Raw genomic sequence first — 24,899 nt, forward strand, 5'->3', positions numbered from 1 at the left:
GTCAATAAATCAGAAAAGTAATCAGGAATGTGATCAGCCCAGCACCAGCTGGTGGCCCTCGGTCACGCGCACCACGGACGGCTGACCCAGGCCACGCTTGAGTTCGCCAATGTCGCGCCCGCCCTCGTCGCGGATGATGATGCTCTTGAATGGCTTGAGCATTATCTGGCGCGGCACGCCGTCGACCACCACGCGGTAGCGCTTGCTGCGCGTGCCGAGCAGCCCAAACACGATGAATGCCAGCACCAGCAGCAGGATGGCGCCGATCAGGATCAGCACCGGCAGCAGCGGATACTGGATGCGCACCAGCAGCGGCACCGTGGCCTGCGAGGCGCGCACGCTGTCGGGCGGCGTGAACACTTCCGAGATCGGGTCGCCGGGGAACAGTTCCTGCAATTCGCTGGCAAAGCCGCTTGATAACGCCAGGCGCTGGCCGGCCAGGCCCACCGTGGCTTTCATCGGCAGCAGCACCTGCTTGCCCATGGCGGACAAGGCCTGGGCCGACCACGGCGACGGAATCTGCGCCATCGGCAGGTCGAAACGTACTTCCACGCTCTGGCTGGCGCCCGGCTGCAGGCGGTTGATGGTGTCGGGCGTGACCTGCAGCGGCGCGGACTGGCCTGCCAGCGCCGCCTGCACGGTGGCGCGTTCGATCACATACGGGAAAAACATGTTCTGCAGGGACGCCTGCAGCACCACGCTGGGCACCAGGCTGGCCGCCTGCACGTCGAGCACGATGGTGCGCCCATCACGGCCCAGGCTGGCATGCACATTGGGCGTGTTCTTGACCGACTGCGGCACGATGCGCACGGCATCCTGGTCGACCGGTTTCAAGCGGGCCGGCGCGCGCGTCAGCACTTTCGACAGCCGCCCTTCGGCCTGGATGCGGGTCAGCGCGTCGGCAGCCGGCTGGCCATAGGCCAGCGCATACACCATCAGGCCCTTGGCGCTGTAGAGTTTGCCTTGCACCGGCATGCGCAACGGGAACACCAGCGTTTTGGTGATTGACGGCTCCAGGTGCAGCAGGCGATAGAAATCGCGGTTGCGCTCGGCCGTCTGGCTGTCGTTGTTCGGGCTGTTCTTGTTATTGGTGAAAATCCACACGATGCCGGACGCCGAACGGAACGGGCCGGTGATGGTTTTCGTCACGGCTTCCTGGAAATCCGTGTCGGCCAGCGCGCCGCCGCTGTTTTTGCGCGCCAGGCCCAGCGGCGCGAGCTGGGCGGCGATGCCGGCCGCGCCGCGTCCCTGCCCCAGCAGCGCAGGCGACACATTGCTGCCGCTGCTCTGGCTGAAGGCGAGCAGGAACAGCTGGTCGTCGGGCGTGCTGGCGGCCTGCGCCACGGCGCCGACCAGCGCTTTCAGCTGCGATTGCTGGTCGGTGTAGAACGGCTCCATCCAGCCCGAGTTCTGCACCAGGAAGGCTTGCTGGATGCCGGCCGCGTTGCCGGCGCCAGCCATTGCCAGGGCCGCAACGGCGGCGATAATGCGCGCGATCCACTTCATGCTTGCAGCTTCCAGCCGTCGATACGGGTCAGCAAGGGGTGGTAGGCCCACAGCGTGCCCTGGTGGGTAAACAGGCGCATGCGCCACGGTTCGGCCACCGAAAAAGCGTGGAACGGCAGTTCGCGCACGCCGTCATCCAGCAGCAACTGCGCATACATGCGCTCTTCCGAGCGCAGCACGCTGTCGAGACTGCTGCGGGTTTCAAAGCGCACGCCCAGCACGGTTTCGCCCGCTTCGAGCAGCGGCATCACGGACTTGCTGCTGCCGCCGTCATTGCCGCGTTCCAGTTCCAGCCAGGGCGCCGTTTTCAGCTTGGTGGAAAAGCGGTAATTGAAATTGCCCGAACACAGGCGCGGCTCCATCGCTTCCACCGTTTCGCCCAGCGTGCCCAGTTTCAGGTACAGGTAGCGGTCGGCGCCGCTGTCAAAGCACAGCTGCCACAGGTCGCCGTCGCGCGACAGATACGGACAGCCGAAATCGAACTGCGGCTGCAGGCCGGCCGGCCATGGCGTCCATGAGGCGGCCATGCCGCCGTCCTGGCGCTGCTGCAGGCGCAATTGTCCATGCTCGCACGGCCAGATCACGCTGCGGCCGTAGGCCACTGGCGCGCTGGCGCGGCCCGGCCAGACTGCGCCGTCAAGCAGCACATCCGTGCCGCGCGCATGCTGCGCGTCGAGGTTCAGGAAACGGATCACGCCATCGCTGCCCTGCAGCGGCGCCCACAGGCGGCCCTGGAACCAGGTCGGTGCGGCCACCGACGGAGCATCGCCGAAATGCTCGACCTGGTAGCTCAGTGAAGGAATATCGGGCGTGATGCAGGCCAGGCCGTGGCCGCTGGACACGTACAGGCGGCTATTCCAGCCAGTGGCCAGTTCGGCACGCCAGGCCGTTTCGCCCAGCAGGCATTCGGACAGCAGGCCGCCTTGCGAGGAGTCGAGCGCCAGCCAGTGCTGCGAGCCGGGCAGCCAGCCATACAGCGCGCCCTTGCGCGCATCGAGCGCCAGCAGCGCCGCGCCCGTGGTACCGAAGCGGGCCGAGAAAAACGCATGCTCGCCGGGCGGCGGTGTGGACATGCTGGCATCGGGATCGGCATTGGCCAGCGCATCGGCGGGCGCATCGCGCGCGGGGCTGCGCGCCAGCTTGAGCGCTTGCGCCGTCTGGCGCAGGCCGGTGGCGCCCGGCATGGCGCTGCTGTTGACCGGGCGCGCGCCAAACGGCGGCACCCACGCACTGGCCTGGCCAGTGGTGGGCGGCGTCTGCAGGGCCACGCCGGTGTAAGGGCTGAACTCGAATTCGGGCGGAAACTGCACGCTGGCGTCGCCGGGCAGGCGGTGCGTGCGCATCAGCTGGCCGATATCGTCGCTGCCGAGGCGCGGCGAGACCGCCTTGCCGGCGGCACTGCGTTTGAATTGCAGGCCGGACTGCGCTTCATCGGCCATCCAGACGCCCGACTGCAGCAGCCATTCTCCCGAGATTTTATGATCCATTGATTTCTTCTGTCGCAAACGATGACCGCCATGGGACGTGGCGTAACAGGAAAGGCGGCACTACGCGCTGCGGCTGTCTTCTTGTCAGCCTTGGCATGTTGATCATATTACCGCCTTTTTATCCATGAGGAAACATTGGCCAAGGCCAAGTTCATGCGTGCAGCACTGCGCCGCACATCAACACGATAGTATAAACGCAACAGGCGCATGCACAACCGGCCGTGTGCGCAATGCAGCGCAGCATTATTGCTGGCGCACCTTGCTGAGCAGCTTGGTGGTCGAGCGGTCGTGTTCGAAGTCGATCGCCACGGCCTGGCCGCCATACGCCAGCACGGCTTTGCCTTCCGGAATCGCCGCCATATCGTAGTCGCCGCCCTTGACATAAATCTCCGGGGTGATTTCCTGCACCACTTCGAGCGCGCTGTCTTCCGAGAACGGCACCACCAGGCTCACCGATTCGAGCGCAGCCAGCACGGCCATGCGGTCTTCGCAGCTGTTGAGCGGGCGGTCGTCGCCCTTGCCCAGGCGCTTGACGGAGGCGTCGGTATTGATCGCCACCACCAGCGAGGCGCCCAGTGCGCGCGCCTGCGCCAGATAGGTCACGTGGCCGCGGTGCAGGATGTCGAACACGCCATTGGTGACGACCACCGGTTTCGGCAAGGCCGCGGCGCGTGCCTGCAACTCCTCGCGGCTGCATAGTTTGGTTTCAAAGTCAGGCATGGGAATCCGTTGTTCAGTACGTTAAATGGGCGGACGGTGCATGGCGTCTGCCGCCAATGCCGCCAACGCATATTATAGGGGGCGATCCGCTACAATACGCCATCGGCGCGACAGTTTGCCATGCGCGTCCTGTTTCATTCATTGCAAGCTGGCACTTCCTGTGTTTCAATCAACCTATGACACTGACTGAACTGAAATATATCGTTGCAGTCGCGCGAGCGAAGCACTTTGGCCATGCGGCGGAAGCCTGCTTTGTTGCACAGCCGACCCTGTCAGTGGCCATCAAGAAGCTCGAAGACGAGCTGGGCGTTGTGCTGTTCGAGCGGGGTGGCGCGGAAATTTCCGTCACGCCACTCGGTGCGCAGATCATTGCGCAGGCAGAACGCGTGCTGGAACAGACGGCCGCCATCAAGGAGCTGGCCAAGCAGAACAAGGATCCGCTGGCCGGCCCCCTGCGCCTGGGCGTGATCTACACGATCGGTCCCTACCTGCTGCCACCGCTGGTCAAGGCCATGATCGACCAAGTGCCGCAGATGCCCTTGATTCTGCAGGAAAACTTCACGGTACGCCTGCTTGAACTGCTGCGCCAGGGCGAGCTGGACGTGGCCATCATGGCGCTGCCGCTGCCCGAGCACGGCATGGCCATGCAAACGCTGTACGACGAGCCGTTCGTGGTGGCCATGCCGCGCCACCATGCGTGGACCGCGCGCAAGAGCATCGCCGCGCAGGACCTGAAGTCGGAAACCATGCTGCTGCTCGGCAACGGCCACTGTTTCCGCGACCAGGTGCTGGAAGTGTGTCCGGAAATGGCGCGCTTTTCCTCGCCCGGCAATGGCATGCAGCGCACCTTCGAGGGGTCGTCGCTGGAAACCATCCGCCATATGGTGGCCAGCGGCATCGGCCTGACCGTGCTGCCGCGCGCCTCGGTACCCGACATGCACGCCGTTGATGGCATGCTGGACTACCGCCCATTCGACGAGCCGGCGCCGTCGCGCCGCGTGGTGATGTTGTGGCGCAAGAGCTTCACGCGCAAGGCTGCCATCGACGCGCTGTGCACGGCGATTGCCGGCTGCAAGCTGCCCGGCGTCGAAATGCTGTACACGGAAGAGCAGGAAGCCTGAGCAGCACGATAGTACATCAGCATACTATTTGCGATAATCGGCGTTTCTCTTCTACAAGATTGAGTTTCCCATGAACAAGCTGGCGCTGTATTTCCGCCTGATCCGGCTCGACAAGCCGATCGGCACCGTATTGCTGTTGTGGCCTACCCTGTGCGCCTTGTGGATGGCGCAGCAAGGGGTGCCGGACTGGCGGCTGCTGCTGATTTTCTTCCTTGGCACCTTCCTGATGCGCTCGGCCGGCTGCGCCATCAATGACTACGCCGACCAGGACATCGACAAATTCGTCAAGCGCACGGTCGACCGGCCGATCACGAGCGGACGCATCAGCGGCAAGGAAGCGCTGGCCGTGGCCGGCGTGCTGGTGGTGGCCGCGTTCTGCCTGATCATTCCCCTCAATGCACTGACCAAGCAGCTGTCGGTGGCCGCCGTCATCATCGCCGGCACCTATCCCTACTTCAAGCGGTTCTTCGCCATCCCGCAAGCATATCTGGGCATCGCGTTCGGCTTCGGCATTCCGATGGGCTTTGCCGCCGTCACCGGGTCGGTGCCGGTGGTGGCCTGGCTGCTGTTGCTGGGCAATGTATTCTGGGCCGTGGCCTACGATACGGAATACGCGATGGTCGACCGCGACGACGACCTGAAGATCGGCATCCGCACCTCGGCCATCACGTTCGGCCGCTACGACGTGGCCATCATCATGCTGTGCTACGCGCTGTTCCTGCTGCTGTGGCTCGCTTGCGGCTGGTATCTGGGACTGCGTTACTGGTTCGTTGGTGGCCTGGCGGTAGCGGCCGGCTGCGCCGTTTATCACTACACGCTGATACGCGCACGCGAGCGTATGCCGTGTTTTGCTGCATTCCGGCATAATAACTGGCTAGGAGCAGCGGTATTTGCAGGGGTCGTGCTCGACTATGCTTTCCGCTAGTAAAGAAGTCTTGCGTCTCAGAAGCTTTGAGACGCCGCAAGACCGCCTTGCCGCTGCTGTCTACACTGGTATTTCACTGTGATTTAACCCATCGATGAGGTAATACATGAGCTCGACACCAACAGGCAAATCCAGCAGCGACAACGTCATCGCCGAAGCCGGCCAGGCACGCGACAAGGTCATTGGCGACATCAAGGGTGTCATCAATGAAGCAGAAGGCTGGCTCGACAATGCAGGCGGGCAGACCGGCGAAAACATCCGCGCCGTGAAAGAAAAATTCATTGCCACCCTCGACACGGCAAAGAAAGACCTGATCCGTCTGGAAGAAGATCTGGTCGACCGCACCAAGAAGGCAGCCAAGGCCACCGATGAATACGTGCAGGACAATCCGTGGAAAGCCGTCGGCGCCGGCGCCGTCGTGGGCGTGTTGTTCGGCCTGCTGCTGGCCTCGTCCCGCCGCTAGTTTTCACGCCTTATCCGGGCGGCCTGGCCGCCTGCATTTCGATACGAAAGGCAGTTCATGGCTATCGTTCAACATGCTGCCCGCGTTGCGGCGACTCTGGCCGCCATCGTCCGCACCCGCCTGAAACTGGCGGCGGTGGAGATGGAAGAAGAGTCGCTGCGCTACCTGACCTACCTGGGCCTGGCCATGCTGGCCCTGCTGTTGCTGTTTGTCGGCCTGGTGCTGCTGGTGTTCCTCGTGATCGTCATGTTCTGGGACACGCACCGCATTGCCGCCATCGCCATTTCCTCCGCAGTCTTTATCGTTGCCGCCATCGCTACCCTGGTGGGCGTGCGCGCCAGCTTCCGCAGCAAGCCCAAGCTGCTGTCGTTTACCATGGATGAACTGGGCAAGGACCTCGACGCGCTGCAGCACCTGGCGCACCGCGAATCGGAGCAGCCATGACCAGCCATCCCGTCACTGTCGCCAACGACGCCATCAAACTGACTGCCGCGCAGCGGCGCGACGCGCTGCTGGCCGAATGCGCATTGCAGCGCGCACAGCTGGGCGTGCAGACGCATCTGCTGCTCGACCCGCTGACGGGCGGCAAGCTGCGCGAGAGCATCATGGCGCGCGTGAAAAAGCCGCTGATGGTGGGCGGCGCCGTGCTGGGCCTGATGCTGCTGCGTCCGCGCCGCACCCTGCCGCTGCTGCTGAAAGCGTCAAAACTGCTGCGCCACGCGAAGGTGGCCCTGCCCGTGATCCGCAGCGTGCTGCAGCGGATGGACAAACAACGCGCGCACCAGATCCAAAAATAATTTTTCCTGCCTGCATCCAAATGCCGTGCTCATGAGTAGTACTGGTATCAGCCAACCGGCTGAACCTTACTTTCAGGAGCCTGCCATGCATATCACCACCATCGCCATTCCCCTGTCGGCCCTGCTGCTGGCCGCCTGCGCCCCCATGGGCGCGCATTACTCGCAAGACGCCCTGCCCGCCACCGTCCAGGTACCGGCCGGCCATCAGGTGGCGATGCAGACCGTGGGCGTGGGCAAGATCGCCTATGAATGCAAGGCCAGGAAAGACATGAGCGGCCACGAATGGGTATTCGTCGGGCCGGACGCGGTGCTCAATGACCGCGGCGGCATGCAGGTCGGCACGTATGTGGGACCACCCGCCACCTGGGCCAGCCGCGACGGTTCGTCCGTGACGGCCACGCAGGTAGCGGTCTCGCCGGCCGGCGCCGGCAGCATTCCGTACCAGCTGGTGAAAGCCAATCCGGCCACCGGCAGCGGCGCCATGCAGGGCGTCAGCTATATCCAGCGCGTGGCCACGCAAGGCGGCGTGGCGCCGGCCGCCATGTGCGACGCCAGCAATACCGGCAGCAAGCAATGGGTACCCTACCAGGCCGATTATATTTTCTGGAAAGCGGCCTGAAAACGGCAGGAACATGACGGTTGGCAAGCTATTTTCTGACCTATAATCATTAAAAACTTGCCAACCTCACGATTGCGCCGACCTTGCCTACGCCAGCCGCCCACTACGATTACGATGCCGCCCTGCGCGCCTGCGCGCGCGGCGAACAGCAGGCCTTGCAGGGCTTGTACCAGCAAGAAAGCCGGTATCTGCTGGGCGTGGCGCTGCGCATCGTGCGCCAGAAAGCGCTGGCCGAAGACGTGCTGCACGACGCCTTTCTGAGCATCTGGCGCCGCGCAGGGAGTTTCGATGCCACGCGTGGCAGCGGCAAGGGCTGGATCTATGTGGTGGTGCGGCACCAGGCGCTGAACGTGGCGCGTGCGCGCGCCCATGAAATATCGGCCGACGAGGATACCGTGGAAACCTTGCTGCATGAACGACAGGACGCTGGCCCCGGCGACGCGTCCGATGCCTATGCGCTGCAAGCGGACATGGGCAAGCTGCACGATTGCCTGGGCCACCTGGACGAAGCCAAGCGCAACTGCATCCTGTACGCCTATGTCGACGGCTGCTCGCACAGCGAAATCGCGAAACGCATCGCCTCGCCGCTGGGCACCGTCAAAGCCTGGGTCAAGCGCGGCCTGGCCAGCTTGCGGGAGTGCATGGGATGAACACACCATTGAACGACGACGAACTGCAGGCGCTGGCCGGCGAATATGTGCTGGGCACCCTGCCGCTGGCCGAACGCGCGCAGGTGGAACAGCGCCTGCCGAACGACGCCGCCCTGCGCGCCGCCGTCGATGCCTGGGAACAGCGGCTGCTGCCGTTGACCGTGCTGGCGCCGCCTGCGGAACCGTCAGCCCAACTGTGGCCACGCATTGCCTCGACCCTGTTCACGCCAAAAGCGGTGCAGCAGGCCGGCGGCTGGCAGGCATGGTGGAACAACCTGGCCTTCTGGAGAATACTGGCCGGCGGCGGCCTGGCAACGGCCGCCGCATTGGCCGTTATGGTCACCATGCAGCTGCAGGCACCGGGCGGCCCCGGCTACCTGGTGGTGCTGGTGGCGCCGCAGGACAAGGCGCCCGGCTGGGTGGTACAAGCCGGCAACAGGAACGGCCGCGACCTGAGCCTGATCCCGCTGGGGCCCACCACCGTGCCGCAGCAGAAGTCGCTGCAGTTCTGGACCAAGGGCAAGGACTGGGGCGCGCCCGTCTCGCTGGGCCTGGTCCAGCCGGGCCAGACGCTCAAGCTGAACCTGGACAAGCTGCCGCCGATGCAGGCCGAGCAGCTGTTTGAAATCACGCTGGAGCCGGAGACCGGCTCGCCGACAGGACGGCCGACGGGACCGATTCTGTATATCGGCCGTGCGGTGAAAGTGATGTAGGACAGCTGACCAACCTGCGGGGTCTTGGGCTATGCGATTGGCTACTGTGGTCTCGAAGCGGACGTTGCAGCAGGCGCATATAGCCGGGTTTTCCGCCGCATCAGATCAGGTCTTGTTCCGCTGATATTCCACGAAATGCTTGGCCAACCGTGCCGGGTTCGGATTGCCCCGCGCTGATCGCGCCACATCTTCCAGTAGCGACAGCAGCGACTGATCGCCTGCGTGTTTGATGCCCCCGTTGAGCAGGCGGTTGATCATCATGAGGTTAAATTCACCGGGGCTGCGCAGCACGGAGTCAACCAGTGCTGATTCGTAGCCACCCGCGCGCTCCAGCACATGGACAATTCCCCAGAACGACTCGAACCCATCGTCGTCAGGAAAGCGCTCGAATACGTCGAGGAGCTGGCGCACGTCATTCGAACTCAGATTATTGGCGTCAAGGACATCAATTGAATCGACCAGTTGCTTGAGTTGCCGTTCGTCCTCCGGGTTATCGAACCAACGCAGATCCAACTCTGCCATATTAAATCCTCGATGAAGTTTGAAGCCGCCTTGTGAGCTAAGTGGCTGCGTTGAATGTTCGCTTCTGGCCGCTTCTGGCCGTTAGCCGCACTGTTGTAGCGCCAGACGAAGCAAAAGTTCGCCCAGTTCCAATGCCTCTGCCTCACCGAGTTCAACAGGGTCCGTACCTGCCCCCCTAATCTTCAGGTGAATGCCGCCATCAACCCACACATAAATATCGCCACTTGCCATTTCGAAGACTTCTGTTTCCTGCTGATCGTCAGACATGGTGTTGCTCGCTTTTCAGTGCGCGGATTATTGGTGGGAACCAGGTGCTTCAATCACTGCTTGTGGCCGAACCCGGCCGTTCCGCTCAGCATAGCAGGTTGCAAGGATGAAAATCTGGCGGCTGCATTGGCAGGCCGGATTCGCCCCGAAACGGATGTCCAGAAACCAGCCATGCCGCGAGCCTGTTTTGGCTTTGTTGCACACATGCCTGAGGCGCGTCTGCATCGCAGCTCGGTTAAACTATTGGCATCAGTGCACCGGGCAAACCGAAATATCGAACCACCACACAAAAATATGAATCATCCTCCCGGCACTTGCATCTACGTGATACGAAGCCTGATCTTTGGCCTGGTCGGTGCAGTCCTGCTTGCCATTGCGGGTTATATGATCTTTGCACGTTACGAGTTTTTGGCTCAGGCGCAGCAAGCGCCGGGCATTGTCAAAGTTCTTAATGCCGGCGGCTCGCATCCGGAAATCGAATTTACCAGTGCTGACAACCATGTCATTTCCTACCCACAGGGCGGAATGATTTTCGGTTATGAAGTCGGTCAGCCGGTTCAGGTGCTTTATCGTGCGGCAAACCCCCAGGCGACCGCTGTCATTCAGGACAAAGGCGCTTTGTGGGGCACTCCGGTGTTGCTTGGCTTAATGGGCCTCTTTTTTGTCCGGGGTTGCCGTTCCGAGTTTTCCAGTAGCAAGAAGCAATCTGCCATACCGCCGCTAAAAAAACCTTGAAACGCTGACTTGGAACGCCTGACAAAACCGCCGCGAGCCGAAGAGAGTTGTGGCCGGCAATTCCAGGACGTTCCCTCGTATCACGATGACATAGCCTTGTTTTCAAAGCCTGTTTTCAAAGATTCATCAGTCCGAGCCTATTGTTCGTCCACAACAACTCCCCGCAGCTCACCACGGCCAGGCATTGCTATTTACCCAGTTCCTCACCGAGCTCGCGTCCGCGCGCGGCGGCTGCCTTGATGCCCTTGATAATGGCCGCCCTGACACCACTGTCTTCCATGCTGGCGAGCGCCGCGTAAGTGGTGCCGCCCTTCGACGTCACGCGCTCGCGCAGCACGGACACCGGCTCGGTGGAATTGGCCGCCAGCTGCGCCGCGCCGGTAAACGTGGCGATCGCCAGCTGCGTGCCCTGCTCTTCGCTCAGGCCCAGTTCGCGCGCCGCTTCCTGCATCGCTTCGATAAAGTAGAACACATAGGCCGGGCCGCTGCCCGAGACAGCCGTCACCGGGTCGATCTGCGCTTCGTCGGCCAGCCACACGGTCTGGCCCACCGCGCCCAGGATGGCGTCGGCCTGCTCTTTTTGCTCGGCATGCACGCCGCTGCTGGCGACCATGCCGGTGATGCCCATGCCGATCAATGCCGGCGTGTTCGGCATGGCGCGCACGATGGCCGGATAGCCGCCGAGCCAGCGCGACAGGTCGACGGCGCGGATGCCGGCCGCAATCGACAGCACCAGCGGCGCCTTGCCGGCATCAAGGAACGGCAGCAGCTGCGCCGCCACTTCGCGCATGCTTTGCGGTTTTACGGCCAGCACGATCACGTTCGCTGCGCGCAAGGCATCATCGGCAGCGGCCGCCGTGGTGACGCCGAACTGCGTGTTCAACTTTTCCAGCGATGGCGCATGCGGATCGATCACGTGGATATTGCCGCCCGCCGTCAGCTTGCCGGCCAGTCCGGCGATCAGGGCCGAGGCCATATTGCCGCCGCCGACAAATGCTATCTTCAGTTCTGCCATCATGGATGCTCTTTCAAAAGGGAATCAGGAATAGTCGCGGGCGCCAAAGATGGCGCTGCCCACGCGCACGATGGTGGCGCCTTCCAGCACGGCCGCCTGCAGGTCGGCCGACATGCCCATCGACAGGGTGTCGAGCGGCAGGCCTTCGGCACGCAGTTGTTCGTACAGTTCGCGCAATTGCGCAAATGCGGCGCGCTGCAATGCTGGCTCGCTCTGCGGTTCAGGGATCGCCATCAGGCCGCGCAGGCGCAGCCTGGGCAATTTCGCCACCGCGTGCGCCAGTGCCGGCAGGTCATCTGGCGCCACGCCGCTCTTGCTCGCTTCGCCGCTGATATTGACCTGCAGACAGATATTGATGTCCGGCATGCCCTCGGGACGCTGCTCGGACAGGCGCGCGGCGATCTTTTCGCGCTCGACCGTATGCACCCAGTCGAAATGCTCGGCGATCGGGCGCGTCTTGTTGCTCTGGATGGGGCCGATAAAATGCCAGGCCAGTGAAGCTTGCGGCAAGGCCAGCCGCACGGCGGCAATCTTGTCGAGCGCTTCCTGCAGGTAGTTTTCGCCGAACGCCGTCTGGCCTGCCGCCGCCGCTGCCAGCACGGCGTCCGCGCCAAAGGTTTTCGACACGGCCAGCAGGGTCACGCTGTCGGCCGGGCGCCGGGCGTCGCTGGCTGCTTGCGCAATCGCGCGCCGCACGGCTTGCAGTTTCTCTTCGATTGTGGACATAATCATTTTCTGTTGGACACGGGTTTTGCCGCAGCACCGTGCGCGGCGCCCCCTTATTGCAGGCACAGGGATTATAAATGGACATTTCCGAACTACTCGCATTCTCCGTCAAGAACAAGGCTTCCGATTTGCACCTGTCCGCCGGCCTGCCGCCGATGATACGGGTCAACGGCGACGTGCGCCGCCTGAACGTGGCGCCGCTCGAGCACAAGGAAGTGCACAGCATGATCTATGACATCATGAACGATGGCCAGCGCAAGGTCTACGAAGAGGCGCTCGAATGCGACTTTTCGTTTGAAATTCCCGGCCTGTCGCGCTTTCGCGTCAACGCCTACAACCAGGAACGGGGCGCCTCGGCCGTGCTGCGCACGATTCCGTCGAAAGTGCTGAGCCTGGAAGAACTGAACGCGCCGCGCATCTTCGGCGAGCTGGCGATGCGTCCGCGCGGCCTGGTGCTGGTGACGGGGCCGACCGGCTCGGGCAAGTCGACCACGCTGGCGGCGATGGTCAATCACGTCAATGAACGGCTGAACCACCATATCCTGACGATCGAAGACCCGATCGAATTCGTGCATGAGCCGAAAAAATGCCTGATCAACCAGCGCGAGGTCGGCGCGCATACACACTCGTTCAGCAATGCGCTGCGCTCTGCCCTGCGCGAAGACCCGGACGTGATCCTGGTGGGCGAATTGCGCGACCTGGAAACCATCCGCCTGGCGCTGACGGCAGCCGAGACGGGCCACCTGGTGTTCGGCACCCTGCACACCTCGTCGGCGGCGAAAACCATCGACCGCATCATCGACGTGTTCCCGGCCGAGGAAAAGGAAATGGTGCGCACCATGCTGTCCGAATCGCTGCAGGCGGTGATCGCGCAAAACCTGCTGAAAACCAAGGATGGCACGGGCCGCGTGGCCGCGCATGAAATCATGCTGACCACGCCGGCGATTCGCAACCTGATCCGCGAAGCGAAAGTGGCGCAGATGTATTCGGCGATCCAGACCGGCAGCAATGTCGGCATGCAGACCCTGGACCAGTGCCTGCTTGACCTGGTGCGGCGCGGCGCGATCTCGTCCGAGACGGCGCGCTCGGCAGCCAAGTCGCCTGAAAACTTCCCGGGCTGATCTCCATGGCAGACATCGACACTCTGGCCATCCATGCGCTGCTGGCGCAGATGCGCGTGCGCGGCGGCTCCGACCTGTTCATCACGGCCGGTTTTCCGCCCGCCATCAAGCTCGACGGCAAGCTGACGCCGCTGGATGCGACGCCGCTGCCGGCGGCGCAGGCAGCCAGCTATGTGCGCGCGCTGATGAACGACAAGCAGGCACAGGCGTTCGAAGCGAGCCGCGAAGCCAATTTTGCCATCAGCCCCGAGGGCCTGGGACGCTTCCGCGTGTCGGCCTTTATGCAGCTGGGCCAGGCAGGCATGGTGCTGCGCACGATTAACACAGCGATACCCGAGCTGGGCAAGCTGGGCCTGCCAGCCATCCTGCAGGAAGTGGTGATGAGCAAGCGCGGGCTGGTGATCATGGTGGGCGCCACCGGCTGCGGCAAGTCGACCACACTGGCGGCGATGGTGGGCCACCGCAATGCGAACAGCCACGGCCATATCATCACGATCGAAGACCCGGTAGAGTTCGTCCATCCGCACGGCAACTGCATCGTCACCCAGCGCGAAGTGGGGGTCGATACGGAAGACTGGGCCACGGCGCTGAAAAACACGCTGCGCCAGGCACCCGACGTGATCCAGATCGGCGAGATCCGCGACCGCGAAACCATGGACCATGCGATCGCGTTTGCCGAAACGGGCCACCTGTGCCTGGCCACCCTGCATGCCAATAACGCCAACCAGGCGCTGGACCGCATTATCAATTTCTTCCCCGAAGAGCGGCGCCAGCAATTGCTGATGGACCTGTCGCTGAACCTGAAGGGGCTGATTTCACAGCGGCTGATCCCGAGCAAGGATGGCGCCGGGCGCAAGGTGGCGATGGAAATCCTGCTCAATTCACCGCTGATGAGCGACCTGATCTTCAAAGGTCAGGTGCACGAGATCAAGGAGCTGATGAAAAAGTCGCGCGAACTGGGCATGCAGACCTTCGACCAGGCCCTGTTCGATTTGCATGAGCTCGATCTGATCAGCTATGAAGACGCCCTGCGCAATGCCGATTCCGTCAATGACCTGCGGCTGGCGATCAAGCTGAACGGCAAAGCGGCGCACGCCGGCAATGCAGCGGCCGTCAGCAGTTCACTGGGCCTGTTGTAAGCAATCTGTCAAGCCTGGAATATCAAGGCTTACATTGATTTTAAACAACAATCATGTATTTTCCGCACAATTGATTTTATTTAAGCATTGCTGTCAATATTGTGTTCCAAATGGCAATTTTCGGTGATAATGTTTGCTAAATTATTCACGAATATCGATACACAACGATGCCAGTCTTTGGGAAACTCTTGTCGTCATGGCTGCGGATGGGAACCTATTCCCGCTGGTTTTTGCCCATCGTGTTATTGATACTGGCCGTTTCGGCGCTGCGCTATTACACCTTGCTGACGACCGAAACGGCGCAGGCCGATGCACGCTACCGCAGCGAGGCGCGGCAGCTCAATCTTTACCTGGCCAATACCGTGCTGCCGCTGGCGGTCCGCAGCGACAGCGGCAATATTGCGCAGGTACTGCGCGCGGCGCTGCCGCTCAATCACGACCTGGCCGCCATCGCCTGGCATGGCGCCGGCAGCGACGTCGAGCTGCTGGCCGGGCAGCCGGACAACGCCCCCGCGGCCGCCAGCGTGCCGCCGTGGTTTGCCGGCCTGGCGGGCATGGCGCCCATCCACAGCCGCCTGCAAGTCTCGCTGCCGGGCGGTGGCGATGGCGTGCTGGAGCTGCGCTATACACCGGCGCTGCCGCTGATGCATGTCTGGCAAGCGGTGCGGCAGCAAGCACTGCTGAGCGCCATCAATATCGTCCTGATCGTGACGCTGCTGGGCCTCCTGCTGGCGTCGCACCGCAGGCTGCTGGCGCGGCTGGCGCAGGCCATCGAACGCCTGCGCGGCGGCGACTTCACGGTACGCATGGCCACCGGCGCCACGCCGGAAGCGCAGCACCTGTCGCGCGCCTTCAACGGCATGGTCGGCGATGTGGGCGAGATGCTCCATTCGCTGCAGACGAGCCGGCAGCAACTGGACGTGCAGCTGACGGAAACCGTGCACATGCAGCAGGTGCTGCAAAAAATGTCCTGGCAAAACTACCATGACCTGCTGACAGGTCTGCCCAACCGTGCCGCGCTGGCGGCGCGCTTCGAACAGGAACTGTTTTTGGCGCGCGAGCGCCAGCGCCTGATGGCCGTGTGCCTGTTCGACCTCGATCACTTCCAGGGCATCAACGACCGCCATGGCGCCGAAGCCGGCGACGAGATCATCAAGCAGGTGGCTGGCCGCCTGCACGACTTCAGCGGCAAGCTCCATTATGCGGCCCGCCTGGGCGGCGACGAATTCGTGGTGTTGCTGTGCGGCCAGGCCAGCGTGGCCGCCATCGAACAGCATCTGCAGCTGCTGATGCGCGAGCTGGGGCGTCCTTACCAGTGCGACCAGCAGGCCGTGTACCTGACGGCCAGCGCCGGCATCGCCGTGTACGAAGGCAAGGACCTGAATGCGGAAAGCCTGCTGCGCCATGCCGACCATGCGGTGTACCAGGCCAAGCTGACGGGGCGCAACCAGTATCACTTTTTCGACAGCCGGCTCGACGAAACCGTACGCACTCACCATAACCAGCGCACCGAAGTACGCCACGCTCTGAACCATGGCGAACTGCGCCTGCACTACCAGCCCAAGGTCAACATGCGCACCGGCGCCGTGATCGGCATGGAAGCGCTGCTGCGCTGGCAGCATGCGTGCCGCGGCCTGCTGGCGCCGGCGCAGTTCCTGCCGCTGGTCGAGCAGACCGACCTGATCATCGACATCGGCGAATGGGTGCTGCGCCAGGCGCTGTGGCAGATCCAGCGCTGGAGCGCGGCGGGCAAGCAGTGGGTAGTGAGCGTCAATATCGCGGCACGCCACTTCCAGCAGCCCGATTTCGTGTTGCGCCTGAAAACCATGCTCGGTGAATTTCCCGGCGTGCGCGCCAGCATGCTGGAACTGGAAATCCTCGAATCGTCTGCCCTGCACGACGTCGAACATGTGCGCCGCATTATCCGCGCCTGCCAGGCGCTGGGCATCACGTTTGCGCTCGACGATTTCGGCACCGGCTATTCCTCGATGTCCTACCTGAAACGGCTGCCGGCCAATATCATCAAGATCGACCAGAGCTTCGTGCACAACATGCTGACCGACCGCGACGACCTGCACCTGGTACGCGCCGTGATCGGCCTGGCGCGCTCGTTCAGGCTGACCGTGATCGCCGAAGGCGTGGAAAGCATCGCCCATGGCGAACGCCTGATCGAACTGGGCTGCGAGCTGGCGCAAGGCCATGGCATCGCCCGGCCGATGCCGGCCGACGCGGTGCTGGACTGGGCCGACAGCTTTACCGCGCCGCCGCAATGGCGCGCGGCGCGCTACACGGAAGATCAGGTCTGAGGTGCTGTCAGCGCCGCATCGATCAATTCGATCCAGTGCCGCACCGGCACCCCGGTACCCGACTGCAGCTGGCTGATGCAGCCGATATTGGCCGACACGATCACGTCCGGCGCGCACGCTTCCAGGTGCGCCAGCTTGTTGTCGCGCAGTTGCAGCGACAGTGCCGGCTGCAGAATCGAATAGGTGCCGGCCGAGCCGCAGCACAGGTGGCTGTCGGCGCACAGGCGCACATCGACGCCGACCGCGCGCAGCACCTGCTCCACCCTGCCCCGTATCTGCTGGCCATGCTGCAAGGTGCATGGCGGGTGGTACACCACGCGTTCGGTGATGCGCCCTCTCATCAGCGCCGCCAGCTCCGCCTCGAACGCCGGCAGGATCTCGCACAGGTCGCGCGCCATTTCGGCAATGCGCTGCGCCTTGCCGGCATAACGCGCATCGTGCGCCAGCAGATGGCCGTATTCCTTGACGGTGGCGCCGCAGCCGGAGGCCGTCATGACGATCGCCTCGGCCGTTTCCACGTAAGGCCACCACGCATCGATATTGCGGCGCATGTCGTCCAGCGCCGCGTCCTGGTCGTTCAGGTGGTGGCGCAGCGCGCCGCAGCAGCCGGCCCTGGGCGCCGTGATCAGCTGCACGCCCAGGCTATCGAGCACGCGCGCCGTGGCCGCGTTGATATTGGGCGACATGGCCGGCTGCACGCAGCCGTCCAGCACCAGCATGGTGCGCGCATGCCGGCGCGCCGGCCACGCGCCGGGCTTGGCCGCGGGGCGCAATTTGTCCTGCAGGCCCTTTGACAGCAGCGGACGCAGCGCCTGGCCCGCCTTGTAGGCCGGCGTAAACAGCCAGCGGCGCGGCAGCGCTTCCTTCAGCACGAAGCGCAGCGCGCGCTCGCGCAAGGGGCGCTGCACGCGCTGCTCGACCACGCTGCGGCCGATATCGACCAGGCGGCCATACTGCACCCCGGACGGACAGGTGGACTCGCAATTGCGGCAGGTCAGGCAGCGGTCCAGGTGCGTCTGGGTCTTGTGCGTGACGGGCGCGCCTTCGAGCACCTGCTTGATCAGGTAAATGCGCCCGCGCGGGCCATCGAGTTCGTCGCCCAGCAGCTGATAGGTGGGACAGGTGGCGGTGCAGAAGCCGCAATGCACGCAGGCGCGCAGGATGGCTTCGGCTTCGTCGCCGGCCGGCGTATTCCTGATGAAATCGGCAAGATTGGTTTGCATGGAGTTTCAATACCTTCAGTACATTCGCTGCGGATTGAAAATGCCGGCCGGATCGAAACTGCGGGCCAGGCGCTGGTGTATCAGCGCCACGGCCGGTGCCAGCGGATGGAACACGCCGACCGCCTTGTCGCCGCCGCGAAACAGCGTGGCGTGGCCACCGGCGGCGGCCACCGTCTGGCGGATGCGCTGCGCGCCGGCCGCATCGGCGTCGCCATCGAGTTTCAGCCAGCGCTGCGCGCCGCCCCACTCGATCAGCTGGCGTCCTTTCAGGATCACCGCGCTGGCGTGCGGCGGCAGGGACAGGCGCCACAGGCTGCCGGCGCCATCGAAAAAGCCGTGCGTCTGTTCGCGCAGGGAAATCCAGTAAGCGCTGGCGTCTTCCGGCGCCACCACGCTGCCGCCGAGCGTGGCCTGCGCCGCGCAGACGGCCGCCTCGGCGCCCGACAGGCGCAGCATCAAGACACCGTCATGCCAGCAGCTGGCCGAGATGGGCAACGGTTTGCCGGCCCATTCGTTGAGCATGCGCAGCGCGGCGATTTCGGCGCAGTCAAAACGCAGGGTCGCTTCGCGCAACGGCAGCGGCAGCACTTTCAGCGACACGTCCAGCACCAGCCCCAGCGTGCCCATGGACCCCGCCAGCAGGCGCGAGACGTCATAGCCGGCCACGTTCTTCATCACCTGGCCGCCAAACGCCAGGCGTTCGCCGCGGCCGTCCATCAGCACGGCGCCCAGCACGAAGTCGCGCACGGCGCCGGCGCTGGCGCGGCGCGGCCCGGACAGCGCGCAGGCCAGCGTGCCGCCCACCGTCGCGCCGGGCCCGAAATGGGGTGGTTCGAAGGCCAGCATCTGGTTGCGCGCGGCCAGCGCCGCTTCGATGTCAGCCAGCGGCGTGCCGCAGCGCGCCGTGATCACCAGTTCCGTCGGCTCGTAGTCGATGATGCCGGTGTATGCGCGCGTATCGAGCACCTCGCCAGCGAGCTGCTGGCCATACCAGTCCTTGCTGCCGCCGCCGCGCAGGCGCAGCAGCGTACCCGCCGCGCTGGCGGCCATGATGGTGTGCCTGAATTGTTCGACGATCGCTTGCAAAAGGCTCTCCGGCAAAGTTAAAAACGCGGCAGGTTGGCAAACGGCAGCCGTCCGGCCGTCACATGCATCCGGCCGAATTCGGCGCAGCGGTTCAGGGTCGGAATCGCCTTGTCCGGGTTGAGCAGCGCGTGCGGATCAAAGGCGCGCTTGACGGCAAAGAAGGCATCGAGTTCCGCGCGCGTAAACTGCACGCACATGGAGTTGATCTTTTCCATCCCTACGCCATGTTCGCCCGTGATGGTGCCGCCAACGGCCACGCACAGCGCCAGGATATCGGCGCCGAACGCTTCGGCGCGCGCGAATTCGCCGGGCATGTTGGCGTCGAACAGAATCAGCGGGTGCAGGTTGCCGTCGCCCGCATGGAACACATTGGCGCAGCGCAGGCCGTGGGTCTTTTCCATGTCCGCGATGCCGGTCAGTACCTCGGCCAGCCGCTTGCGCGGGATGGTGCCGTCCATGCAGTAGTAGTCGGGCGAGATGCGCCCGGCGGCGGGAAACGCGTTCTTGCGGCCGGACCAGAATTTCAGGCGCTCCGCTTCGCTCTGCGACACCGCAATCGCGCTCGCGCCCGCCCCCTCCAGCACCGCCGTCATGCGCGCGATTTCCTCTTCCACCTCTTCGTGCGTGCCGTCCGCTTCGCACAGCAGGATGGCGGCCGCATCGATGTCGTAGCCGGCTTTGACGAACGGCTCGACCATGCGCGACGAGGTCCGGTCCATCATTTCCAGGCCGGCCGGAATGATGCCGGCGGCAATCACATTGGCCACCGCATTGCCGCCCGTGACGACATCGCCGAACGAGGCCATGATGACGCGCGCGGTGGCCGGTTTCGGGATCAGCTTGACGGTCACTTCGGTAACGATGCCCAGCATGCCTTCCGAGCCAATAAAGACGGCCAGCAGGTCCAGGCCGGGCGAATCGAGCGCTTCGCCGCCCAGTTCGATCACGTCGCCGTCGATGGTCACCACGCGCACGCGCAGCACGTTGTGCACGGTCAGCCCGTATTTCAGGCAATGCACGCCGCCCGAATTTTCCGCCACATTGCCGCCGATGCTGCAGGCGATCTGCGACGACGGGTCAGGCGCGTAGTACAGCGCGTGGGGCGCGGCCGCTTCGGAGATGGCCAGGTTGCGCACGCCCGGCTGCACCACGGCGATGCGCGCATAGGCATCGACGCGCACGATGCGGTTCAGGCGTGCCGTCGACAGCACCACGCCATCGGCGATCGGCAGGGCGCCGCCCGACAGGCCGGTGCCGGCGCCGCGCGGCACGATCGGCACCTGCAGCTCGCGGCACACGCGCACGATGGCGAGCACCTGTTCTTCCGTGTCGGGCAGGGTGACGATCATCGGCAACTGGCGGTAGGCAGCCAGGCCGTCGCATTCGTACGGACGCGTGTCTTCGGTGTCGGACAGCACGCAGCGCGCCGGCAGCACGGCGCGCAAGGCGGCAGCCACCGTTTGCTGGCGTGAGATGGTAAACCCTGGTTCGGCGATATCGGTATGCATGGTGGTCCGGGCAGGCATGGCGTTGCCACGATTGTAAGCACAAAAACCGCGGCGCCGCGCATGTTTCGCCGGAATCGGCGCCAAGTTTCAGCCGAAGCGGAGCGCAGTGTCGTATGCTGCCCTCTTCTTCATACTTTCATACGATAAGGCAACAACATGGGCAAGCGACTCTCGAAAATCGCCACGCGCACCGGCGACAATGGCAGCACTGGCCTGGGCGACGGCAGCCGCACCAGCAAGGACAGTGCGCGCATCCACGCCATGGGCGACGTGGACGAACTCAATTCCAATCTGGGGTTATTGCTGTGCGAAGCGATGCCGGACGCGCTGCGCGACGAGCTGGTGGCCATCCAGCACGACCTGTTCGATCTCGGTGGCGAATTGTGCATCCCCGGCTACCAGCTGATCAGGGAAGAACATGTGCTGCGCCTCGACGCGCTGCTGGCCAAATACAATGCGGACCTGCCGGCGCTGGCCGAATTCATCCTGCCGGCCGGCTCGCGCGCCGCCTCGCTGGCCCATGTGTGCCGCACCGTGTGCCGGCGCGCCGAGCGCAGCATCGTGGCGCTGGCCAGCAGCGAGACCATCCATGAACACCCGCGCCAGTACGTCAACCGCCTGTCGGACCTGCTGTTCGTGCTGTCGCGCGTGCTGAACCGGTTTGCCGGCGGTACGGACGTGCTGTGGCGGCATGACCGCGCGCGCGGATGAGACAAAAACGGCGATGCCTGTCAAACAGCATCGCCGTCTTGTATCAGACAGGTGCTGCTTAGCCGCAGCGCTGCAGACACGCTTTGTTGAGGCGGACGCATTCCGGAACCTTGAACTCCATGACGCAGGCATCAAGCGCCATATAGCACTCGGACTGGCATTCCGATATGTCGGCGGTACTGCTGGCCAAGGCATACGATCCACTGACACCCATGGCAAACAAAAAGAAACCCAGCTTTTTAAACATTGATGCTCCTTTGTATAAATGGAAGGCAATCAAACATATGCATGGCGCGCCGCCCCTTACGCGCTAAGCCGATCCTGAGCTTTGCGTGCTACAGCGCTGTATCAGTCGTTGACGTGATCACAGCGTTCGTAGCAGATGCTGTGGATCTTGGTGCAAGCACCGGTGGATGTCGGATGATCCACCACGCACTGATCAAGATTGTCATCGCATTGCGCATAGCATGCCTGCTCGCCGCCGCCCGCCATCGCATACGATGCGCTCACACCCATTGCAAACAAGAAGAAACCCAGTTTTTTCAGCATTGCCAAGACTCCCGGTAAATGACAGGCGATAAATGACCGTCAGGATGCGCCGCCCGAACCGCGTCCTGCCGACACCAGGCGCAGCGGCCTGGCGCAGTTATGTCTACTCCGGCATCTCCGGATAAATCCCGTTACGGCAGTTTTCAATGCAGAAATTGTAGTTGTCGCGGCAGGAGGCGGCGCCACGGCCTTCATCGAGGCAGATCGCTCTCAGCTGGCTGCACTGGATCGAACAGCCCGGTTCACTGTGCGCAGCCTTGTTGAACGACAGGCTGGCGCCTGCCACAAACAGAAAAAAGGCAAACTTTTTAAACATGCTGATCCTTTATGAGTGGCGCGGATAAAAACGCAACATGCCGCCGTTTCATGTTGCGTACAGGACCAGGAATCAGCTGGCGGCTTTCTTGATCGCCGCCTGGAAGGCATCGGCGTCGTAGCCGGTAATCTTGCGGTTGCCGATCAGGACGACCGGCACGCCACCGCCGCCCAATTCTTTGTGCGCCTTGAGCGCTTCCGGCGACTTCTCGATATCGAGATCCACAAAATCGATATGGTTGGCCCTGAAATAGTCGCGCGTCTTGGCGCAATAGCCGCACCAGGCGGTGCCGTACAACACTACTTTGCTGTGGGCATTGGGGAAATACGCGGCGTAATTGCCTTCCGTGTAATTCGATTTGAACAGGGCAGGTGCCAGCGACAGCACATATCCGCTGCCAAGGCCGGCAGCGAGTATCAAGGCATACACGGCGACAGTCTTGATTTTGTTAGGCATGGGAAAACGTCCACTCAAAAGTGCTTATGAATTGATCGAATTTGCAAGCTGCAAAACCGAATATAGAGCGCACTTATTTTAGAGTCAACGTTTCATCGATATATATTTTCCTTTTTGAAAATATAGTCCGCAAGCCTGTAAAAAGTGAATATTGGAGAGATAGCGGAACCATTATGTCTATACAATGTGGCGCCGCCGCGGGCGGCCAGACGGCAAATCAGCGCAATCACTGGCGAAACTGGACATCGCCTTTGCGCGACACCGGCCAGCCAGGCCGAGGCCCAAGATCAAGCCGGCCGAAGAACAGATCGACCAAGAGCTCAGCCTTTACCTGGCTCGAACTTTCCTGCCTGATAATCGCGGATCGCCTGGTTGATTTCGTCGCGCGTATTCATCACGAACGGGCCATGCGCCACCACCGGTTCGCCGATCGGCTCGGCATGGCCGAACAGTACCACCGCGCCATCGGGCGCCGTGAATTCCAGCGCATCGCCTTCCAGATCGAGTTCGACCAGGGTAAACGCGGCGGCTGTCCGTCCCTCCAGCGCCAGCGCGCCGTTGACCACATACAGAAACACATTGCGTCCACGCAAGCCATCGCGCGCAAAACGCGCGCCGGGGCGCAGTACCAGCCAGGACATGAAGACGCCCGTCAGAGACTCGACCGGCCCCTTCTGCCCCGCATACTGGCCCGACACCAGGTGCAGGGTACCCAAGCCGTCCGGCGTGGCGAGCTTGACAATGGCTTCGTCCTGCACGCCCTGGTAGCGCGGCGCCGTCATCTTCAGGCGCGGCGGCAGGTTCAGCCACAGCTGCAGGATTTCCAGCGGCCCGCCGGCGCGCTTGAAGGCGGGCGGCGACAGTTCCGCGTGCACCAGGCCGCTACCGGCCGTCATCCACTGCACTCCGCCGGCGCGGATGATGCTGTCGTGGCCGGCGCTGTCGCTATGCATCAGCTCGCCTTCGAGGATAAACGTCACGGTTTCAAAGCCGCGGTGCGGATGCGGGCCGAACGGCAAGCCGCGGTTGCCCGGCGCATAGGTCTGCGGACCGTGGTGATTGAGGAACAGGAAAGGATCAACCTGCTCCAGCTGCGGTCCCGGCACGGGCCGGCGCGTGGTGAGATCGGCGATATCGTCGCGGTAAGCCTGGTGCAGGCCGTTGATGGTTTTGGTGTTCACGCGGCATCCTGTGATGGTGGGGAAGATGCGGCGATTATCGCCCAATTGCATGAAGGCCGCCGCGTGCACAGGTGCGCCCTGTTTTTACGAACGGCAAAATCAATATTGCCAATCCAAATAGAAATGGTTATCATTTACATCTGACAGCATGAGCAATCGACCCCAGCTACGCAGGTGAGGACAGTCTCGTGGGACTGTCTCCCTTCTTCTCCGTTTCAAGGTCGCCATGTCTTCCACCTTTACCCTGCGCCAGTCCGTGCTGGCCATCAGTCTCGCCTTTGGCGCCAGCAGCACCACTCCCCTGTCCTTTGCCGCCGAGGCCGATCCTGACAAACCCGCGCACCAGGTGATGCCCGAAGTGCGCCTGCAGGCCGAGCGCGAATCGCTGGGCGAGCAAAAGCTGGACCGGCGCCAGATCGAGGCCATGAATGGCATCGACGGCAATATCACCACTTTGCTGCGCATTAATCCCAGCGTACAGTTCGCCAACAAACAGCTGGAGTCCGCCACCCAGGGCGAGCTGGCACCGGCCGACATCAGCATCAACGGCGCCAAGTTCTACGACAATCTGTACCAGATGGACGGCATGTCGCTCAACAACGATATCGGCCCGACCAACAATCCCACCGTGAGTGTCGCCAAGACCAACAACGCCACCACGCCGCCGTCGGCCAGCCAGGGCTTCGCCATCGATACCAGCCTGCTGTGCGAGGTGACGGTGCTCGATTCGAACGTCGGCGCCGAATATGGCCGCTTCAAGGGCGGCGTGGTCAACGCCAATACCTGCGCGCCGACGCGCAAGCTGGGCGGCCAGGTGTCGGTGGAAAGCACGCGTTCGAGCTGGATGCAATACAAGCTCAACGACAGCCAGCGCGCCAGCGCGGCCAATTCGACCACCGCCGACCTGCAACCCGAATTTGAAAAATGGACCTACCGCGCCGCGCTGCAAGGCAAGTTGACGGACAACTTCAGCCTGATCGGCAGCTTCGTGCGCAAGACCTCCGAGATTCCCCTGAACGGCTATGGCAACGGCCTGC

Annotated in this window: 29 protein-coding genes; 14 read left to right on the forward strand and 15 right to left on the reverse strand. The window is 63.2% G+C overall.

The window, feature by feature from the left end; translation table 11 throughout:
* Positions 1–33 precede the first annotated feature (33 nt).
* From RTQ46_RS08220 to rfaE2, 3 genes are all read right to left on the reverse strand, one after another.
* Entirely contained in the window at positions 34–1,506 is a 1,473-nt protein-coding gene (locus RTQ46_RS08220; protein ID WP_312435795.1) for a hypothetical protein, read from the reverse strand.
* On the reverse strand, positions 1,503–2,993 hold the full coding sequence (locus RTQ46_RS08225) for a hypothetical protein (protein WP_312435796.1): 1,491 nt from the start codon (positions 2,991–2,993) through the stop codon (positions 1,503–1,505). The genes RTQ46_RS08220 and RTQ46_RS08225 overlap by 4 nt, the downstream gene beginning before the upstream one ends.
* A 243-nt stretch (positions 2,994–3,236) precedes the next feature.
* Positions 3,237–3,713 carry a D-glycero-beta-D-manno-heptose 1-phosphate adenylyltransferase gene (gene rfaE2 / locus RTQ46_RS08230; protein WP_312435797.1) on the reverse strand — a complete coding sequence of 159 codons (477 nt, stop codon included), beginning with the start codon at positions 3,711–3,713 and terminating at the stop codon, positions 3,237–3,239.
* Positions 3,714–3,889: 176 nt separating this feature from the next.
* On the opposite strand from rfaE2, the gene RTQ46_RS08235 reads away from it, so the two are divergent.
* The 8 genes from RTQ46_RS08235 (at position 3,890) to RTQ46_RS08270 (ending at position 9,001) form a co-directional block, all read left to right on the forward strand.
* The gene (locus RTQ46_RS08235; RefSeq protein ID WP_312435798.1) at positions 3,890–4,834 is read left to right on the forward strand and encodes a hydrogen peroxide-inducible genes activator; all 945 of its coding nucleotides are present in this window, start codon (positions 3,890–3,892) and stop codon (positions 4,832–4,834) included.
* Positions 4,835–4,904: 70 nt separating this feature from the next.
* The gene (gene ubiA, locus RTQ46_RS08240) at positions 4,905–5,759 is read left to right on the forward strand and encodes a 4-hydroxybenzoate octaprenyltransferase (protein ID WP_312435799.1); all 855 of its coding nucleotides are present in this window, start codon (positions 4,905–4,907) and stop codon (positions 5,757–5,759) included.
* Between the two features lie 106 nt (positions 5,760–5,865).
* Positions 5,866–6,222, forward strand: coding sequence for a glycine zipper domain-containing protein (locus RTQ46_RS08245; RefSeq protein ID WP_312435800.1), 357 nt, complete (start codon positions 5,866–5,868; stop codon positions 6,220–6,222).
* A 57-nt stretch (positions 6,223–6,279) separates the two neighbouring features.
* Positions 6,280–6,666 carry a phage holin family protein gene (locus RTQ46_RS08250; protein ID WP_312435801.1) on the forward strand — a complete coding sequence of 129 codons (387 nt, stop codon included), beginning with the start codon at positions 6,280–6,282 and terminating at the stop codon, positions 6,664–6,666.
* Positions 6,663–7,019, forward strand: a complete 357-nt coding sequence (locus RTQ46_RS08255; RefSeq protein ID WP_312435802.1) for a hypothetical protein — start codon at positions 6,663–6,665, stop codon at positions 7,017–7,019. Before RTQ46_RS08250 ends, RTQ46_RS08255 begins: the two co-directional genes overlap by 4 nt.
* Positions 7,020–7,104: 85 nt before the next feature.
* Positions 7,105–7,638: a DUF3455 domain-containing protein gene (locus RTQ46_RS08260; RefSeq protein ID WP_312435803.1), complete on the forward strand. Its 534-nt coding sequence runs from the start codon at positions 7,105–7,107 to the stop codon at positions 7,636–7,638.
* Between the two features lie 83 nt (positions 7,639–7,721).
* A complete protein-coding gene (locus RTQ46_RS08265; RefSeq protein WP_312435804.1) occupies positions 7,722–8,288 on the forward strand; it encodes a sigma-70 family RNA polymerase sigma factor in 567 nt (188 codons plus the stop codon).
* A complete protein-coding gene (locus RTQ46_RS08270; RefSeq protein ID WP_312435805.1) occupies positions 8,285–9,001 on the forward strand; it encodes an anti-sigma factor domain-containing protein in 717 nt (238 codons plus the stop codon). Before RTQ46_RS08265 ends, RTQ46_RS08270 begins: the two co-directional genes overlap by 4 nt.
* A 105-nt stretch (positions 9,002–9,106) precedes the next feature.
* Here the strand turns inward: RTQ46_RS08270 and RTQ46_RS08275 are convergent, their stop codons facing one another.
* Together RTQ46_RS08275 and RTQ46_RS08280 are read right to left on the reverse strand one after the other, a co-directional pair.
* The gene (locus RTQ46_RS08275) at positions 9,107–9,523 is read right to left on the reverse strand and encodes a hypothetical protein (RefSeq protein ID WP_312435806.1); all 417 of its coding nucleotides are present in this window, start codon (positions 9,521–9,523) and stop codon (positions 9,107–9,109) included.
* 81 nt (positions 9,524–9,604) lie between these two features.
* Positions 9,605–9,790 carry a hypothetical protein gene (locus RTQ46_RS08280; protein WP_312435807.1) on the reverse strand — a complete coding sequence of 62 codons (186 nt, stop codon included), beginning with the start codon at positions 9,788–9,790 and terminating at the stop codon, positions 9,605–9,607.
* A 60-nt stretch (positions 9,791–9,850) separates the two neighbouring features.
* Here RTQ46_RS08280 and RTQ46_RS08285 point away from each other — a divergent pair, with 60 nt between their 5' ends.
* Positions 9,851–10,525 (forward strand): DUF3592 domain-containing protein, encoded by a 675-nt coding sequence (locus RTQ46_RS08285; RefSeq protein WP_312435808.1) that lies wholly within the window; start codon positions 9,851–9,853, stop codon positions 10,523–10,525.
* 187 nt (positions 10,526–10,712) lie between these two features.
* Here RTQ46_RS08285 and proC read toward each other — a convergent pair whose 3' ends face one another.
* Positions 10,713–11,543, reverse strand: coding sequence for a pyrroline-5-carboxylate reductase (proC, locus tag RTQ46_RS08290; protein WP_312435809.1), 831 nt, complete (start codon positions 11,541–11,543; stop codon positions 10,713–10,715).
* A gap of 21 nt (positions 11,544–11,564) precedes the next feature.
* The gene (locus RTQ46_RS08295) at positions 11,565–12,266 is read right to left on the reverse strand and encodes a YggS family pyridoxal phosphate-dependent enzyme (RefSeq protein ID WP_312435810.1); all 702 of its coding nucleotides are present in this window, start codon (positions 12,264–12,266) and stop codon (positions 11,565–11,567) included.
* A gap of 77 nt (positions 12,267–12,343) precedes the next feature.
* Between RTQ46_RS08295 and RTQ46_RS08300 the strand changes: the two genes are divergently transcribed.
* The 3 genes from RTQ46_RS08300 (at position 12,344) to RTQ46_RS08310 (ending at position 16,832) form a co-directional block, all read left to right on the forward strand.
* On the forward strand, positions 12,344–13,387 hold the full coding sequence (locus tag RTQ46_RS08300; protein WP_312435811.1) for a type IV pilus twitching motility protein PilT: 1,044 nt from the start codon (positions 12,344–12,346) through the stop codon (positions 13,385–13,387).
* 5 nt (positions 13,388–13,392) lie between these two features.
* Positions 13,393–14,526 (forward strand): PilT/PilU family type 4a pilus ATPase, encoded by a 1,134-nt coding sequence (locus RTQ46_RS08305; protein WP_312435812.1) that lies wholly within the window; start codon positions 13,393–13,395, stop codon positions 14,524–14,526.
* A 206-nt stretch (positions 14,527–14,732) separates the two neighbouring features.
* Positions 14,733–16,832 carry an EAL domain-containing protein gene (locus tag RTQ46_RS08310; RefSeq protein WP_312435813.1) on the forward strand — a complete coding sequence of 700 codons (2,100 nt, stop codon included), beginning with the start codon at positions 14,733–14,735 and terminating at the stop codon, positions 16,830–16,832.
* Here RTQ46_RS08310 and glcF read toward each other — a convergent pair.
* Genes glcF through RTQ46_RS08325 form a run of 3 tightly spaced genes read right to left on the reverse strand, consistent with a single transcriptional unit; the run spans position 16,823 to position 20,649 of the window.
* The gene (gene glcF, locus RTQ46_RS08315; protein WP_312435814.1) at positions 16,823–18,055 is read right to left on the reverse strand and encodes a glycolate oxidase subunit GlcF; all 1,233 of its coding nucleotides are present in this window, start codon (positions 18,053–18,055) and stop codon (positions 16,823–16,825) included. The genes RTQ46_RS08310 and glcF overlap by 10 nt on opposite strands.
* A 15-nt stretch (positions 18,056–18,070) precedes the next feature.
* Positions 18,071–19,141, reverse strand: coding sequence for a glycolate oxidase subunit GlcE (gene glcE, locus RTQ46_RS08320; protein ID WP_312435815.1), 1,071 nt, complete (start codon positions 19,139–19,141; stop codon positions 18,071–18,073).
* Between the two features lie 17 nt (positions 19,142–19,158).
* Positions 19,159–20,649 (reverse strand): FAD-linked oxidase C-terminal domain-containing protein, encoded by a 1,491-nt coding sequence (locus RTQ46_RS08325; protein ID WP_312435841.1) that lies wholly within the window; start codon positions 20,647–20,649, stop codon positions 19,159–19,161.
* Between the two features lie 156 nt (positions 20,650–20,805).
* Between RTQ46_RS08325 and RTQ46_RS08330 the strand changes: the two genes are divergently transcribed.
* Positions 20,806–21,360: a cob(I)yrinic acid a,c-diamide adenosyltransferase gene (locus RTQ46_RS08330; protein WP_312435816.1), complete on the forward strand. Its 555-nt coding sequence runs from the start codon at positions 20,806–20,808 to the stop codon at positions 21,358–21,360.
* Positions 21,361–21,418: 58 nt separating this feature from the next.
* On the opposite strand, the gene RTQ46_RS08335 is transcribed toward RTQ46_RS08330, so the two are convergent.
* The 5 genes from RTQ46_RS08335 to RTQ46_RS08355 all read right to left on the reverse strand — a co-directional run bounded on the left by RTQ46_RS08335 (position 21,419) and on the right by RTQ46_RS08355 (position 23,862).
* Positions 21,419–21,607 (reverse strand): hypothetical protein, encoded by a 189-nt coding sequence (locus RTQ46_RS08335; protein ID WP_312435817.1) that lies wholly within the window; start codon positions 21,605–21,607, stop codon positions 21,419–21,421.
* 101 nt (positions 21,608–21,708) lie between these two features.
* Entirely contained in the window at positions 21,709–21,909 is a 201-nt protein-coding gene (locus tag RTQ46_RS08340; RefSeq protein ID WP_312435818.1) for a hypothetical protein, read from the reverse strand.
* Positions 21,910–22,012: 103 nt separating this feature from the next.
* Positions 22,013–22,225 (reverse strand): hypothetical protein, encoded by a 213-nt coding sequence (locus RTQ46_RS08345; RefSeq protein ID WP_312435819.1) that lies wholly within the window; start codon positions 22,223–22,225, stop codon positions 22,013–22,015.
* Between the two features lie 72 nt (positions 22,226–22,297).
* Positions 22,298–22,681 (reverse strand): glutaredoxin domain-containing protein, encoded by a 384-nt coding sequence (locus RTQ46_RS08350; protein WP_312435820.1) that lies wholly within the window; start codon positions 22,679–22,681, stop codon positions 22,298–22,300.
* A 320-nt stretch (positions 22,682–23,001) separates the two neighbouring features.
* Positions 23,002–23,862, reverse strand: coding sequence for a pirin family protein (locus RTQ46_RS08355; protein WP_312435821.1), 861 nt, complete (start codon positions 23,860–23,862; stop codon positions 23,002–23,004).
* A 226-nt stretch (positions 23,863–24,088) separates the two neighbouring features.
* On the opposite strand from RTQ46_RS08355, the gene RTQ46_RS08360 reads away from it, so the two are divergent.
* Positions 24,089–24,899: TonB-dependent receptor plug domain-containing protein (locus RTQ46_RS08360; RefSeq protein WP_312435822.1), on the forward strand; the 811-nt coding region annotated here is incomplete at its 3' end.

Source organism: Janthinobacterium sp. (assembly GCF_031995485.1).
Lineage (GTDB): Bacteria > Pseudomonadota > Gammaproteobacteria > Burkholderiales > Burkholderiaceae_D > Janthinobacterium.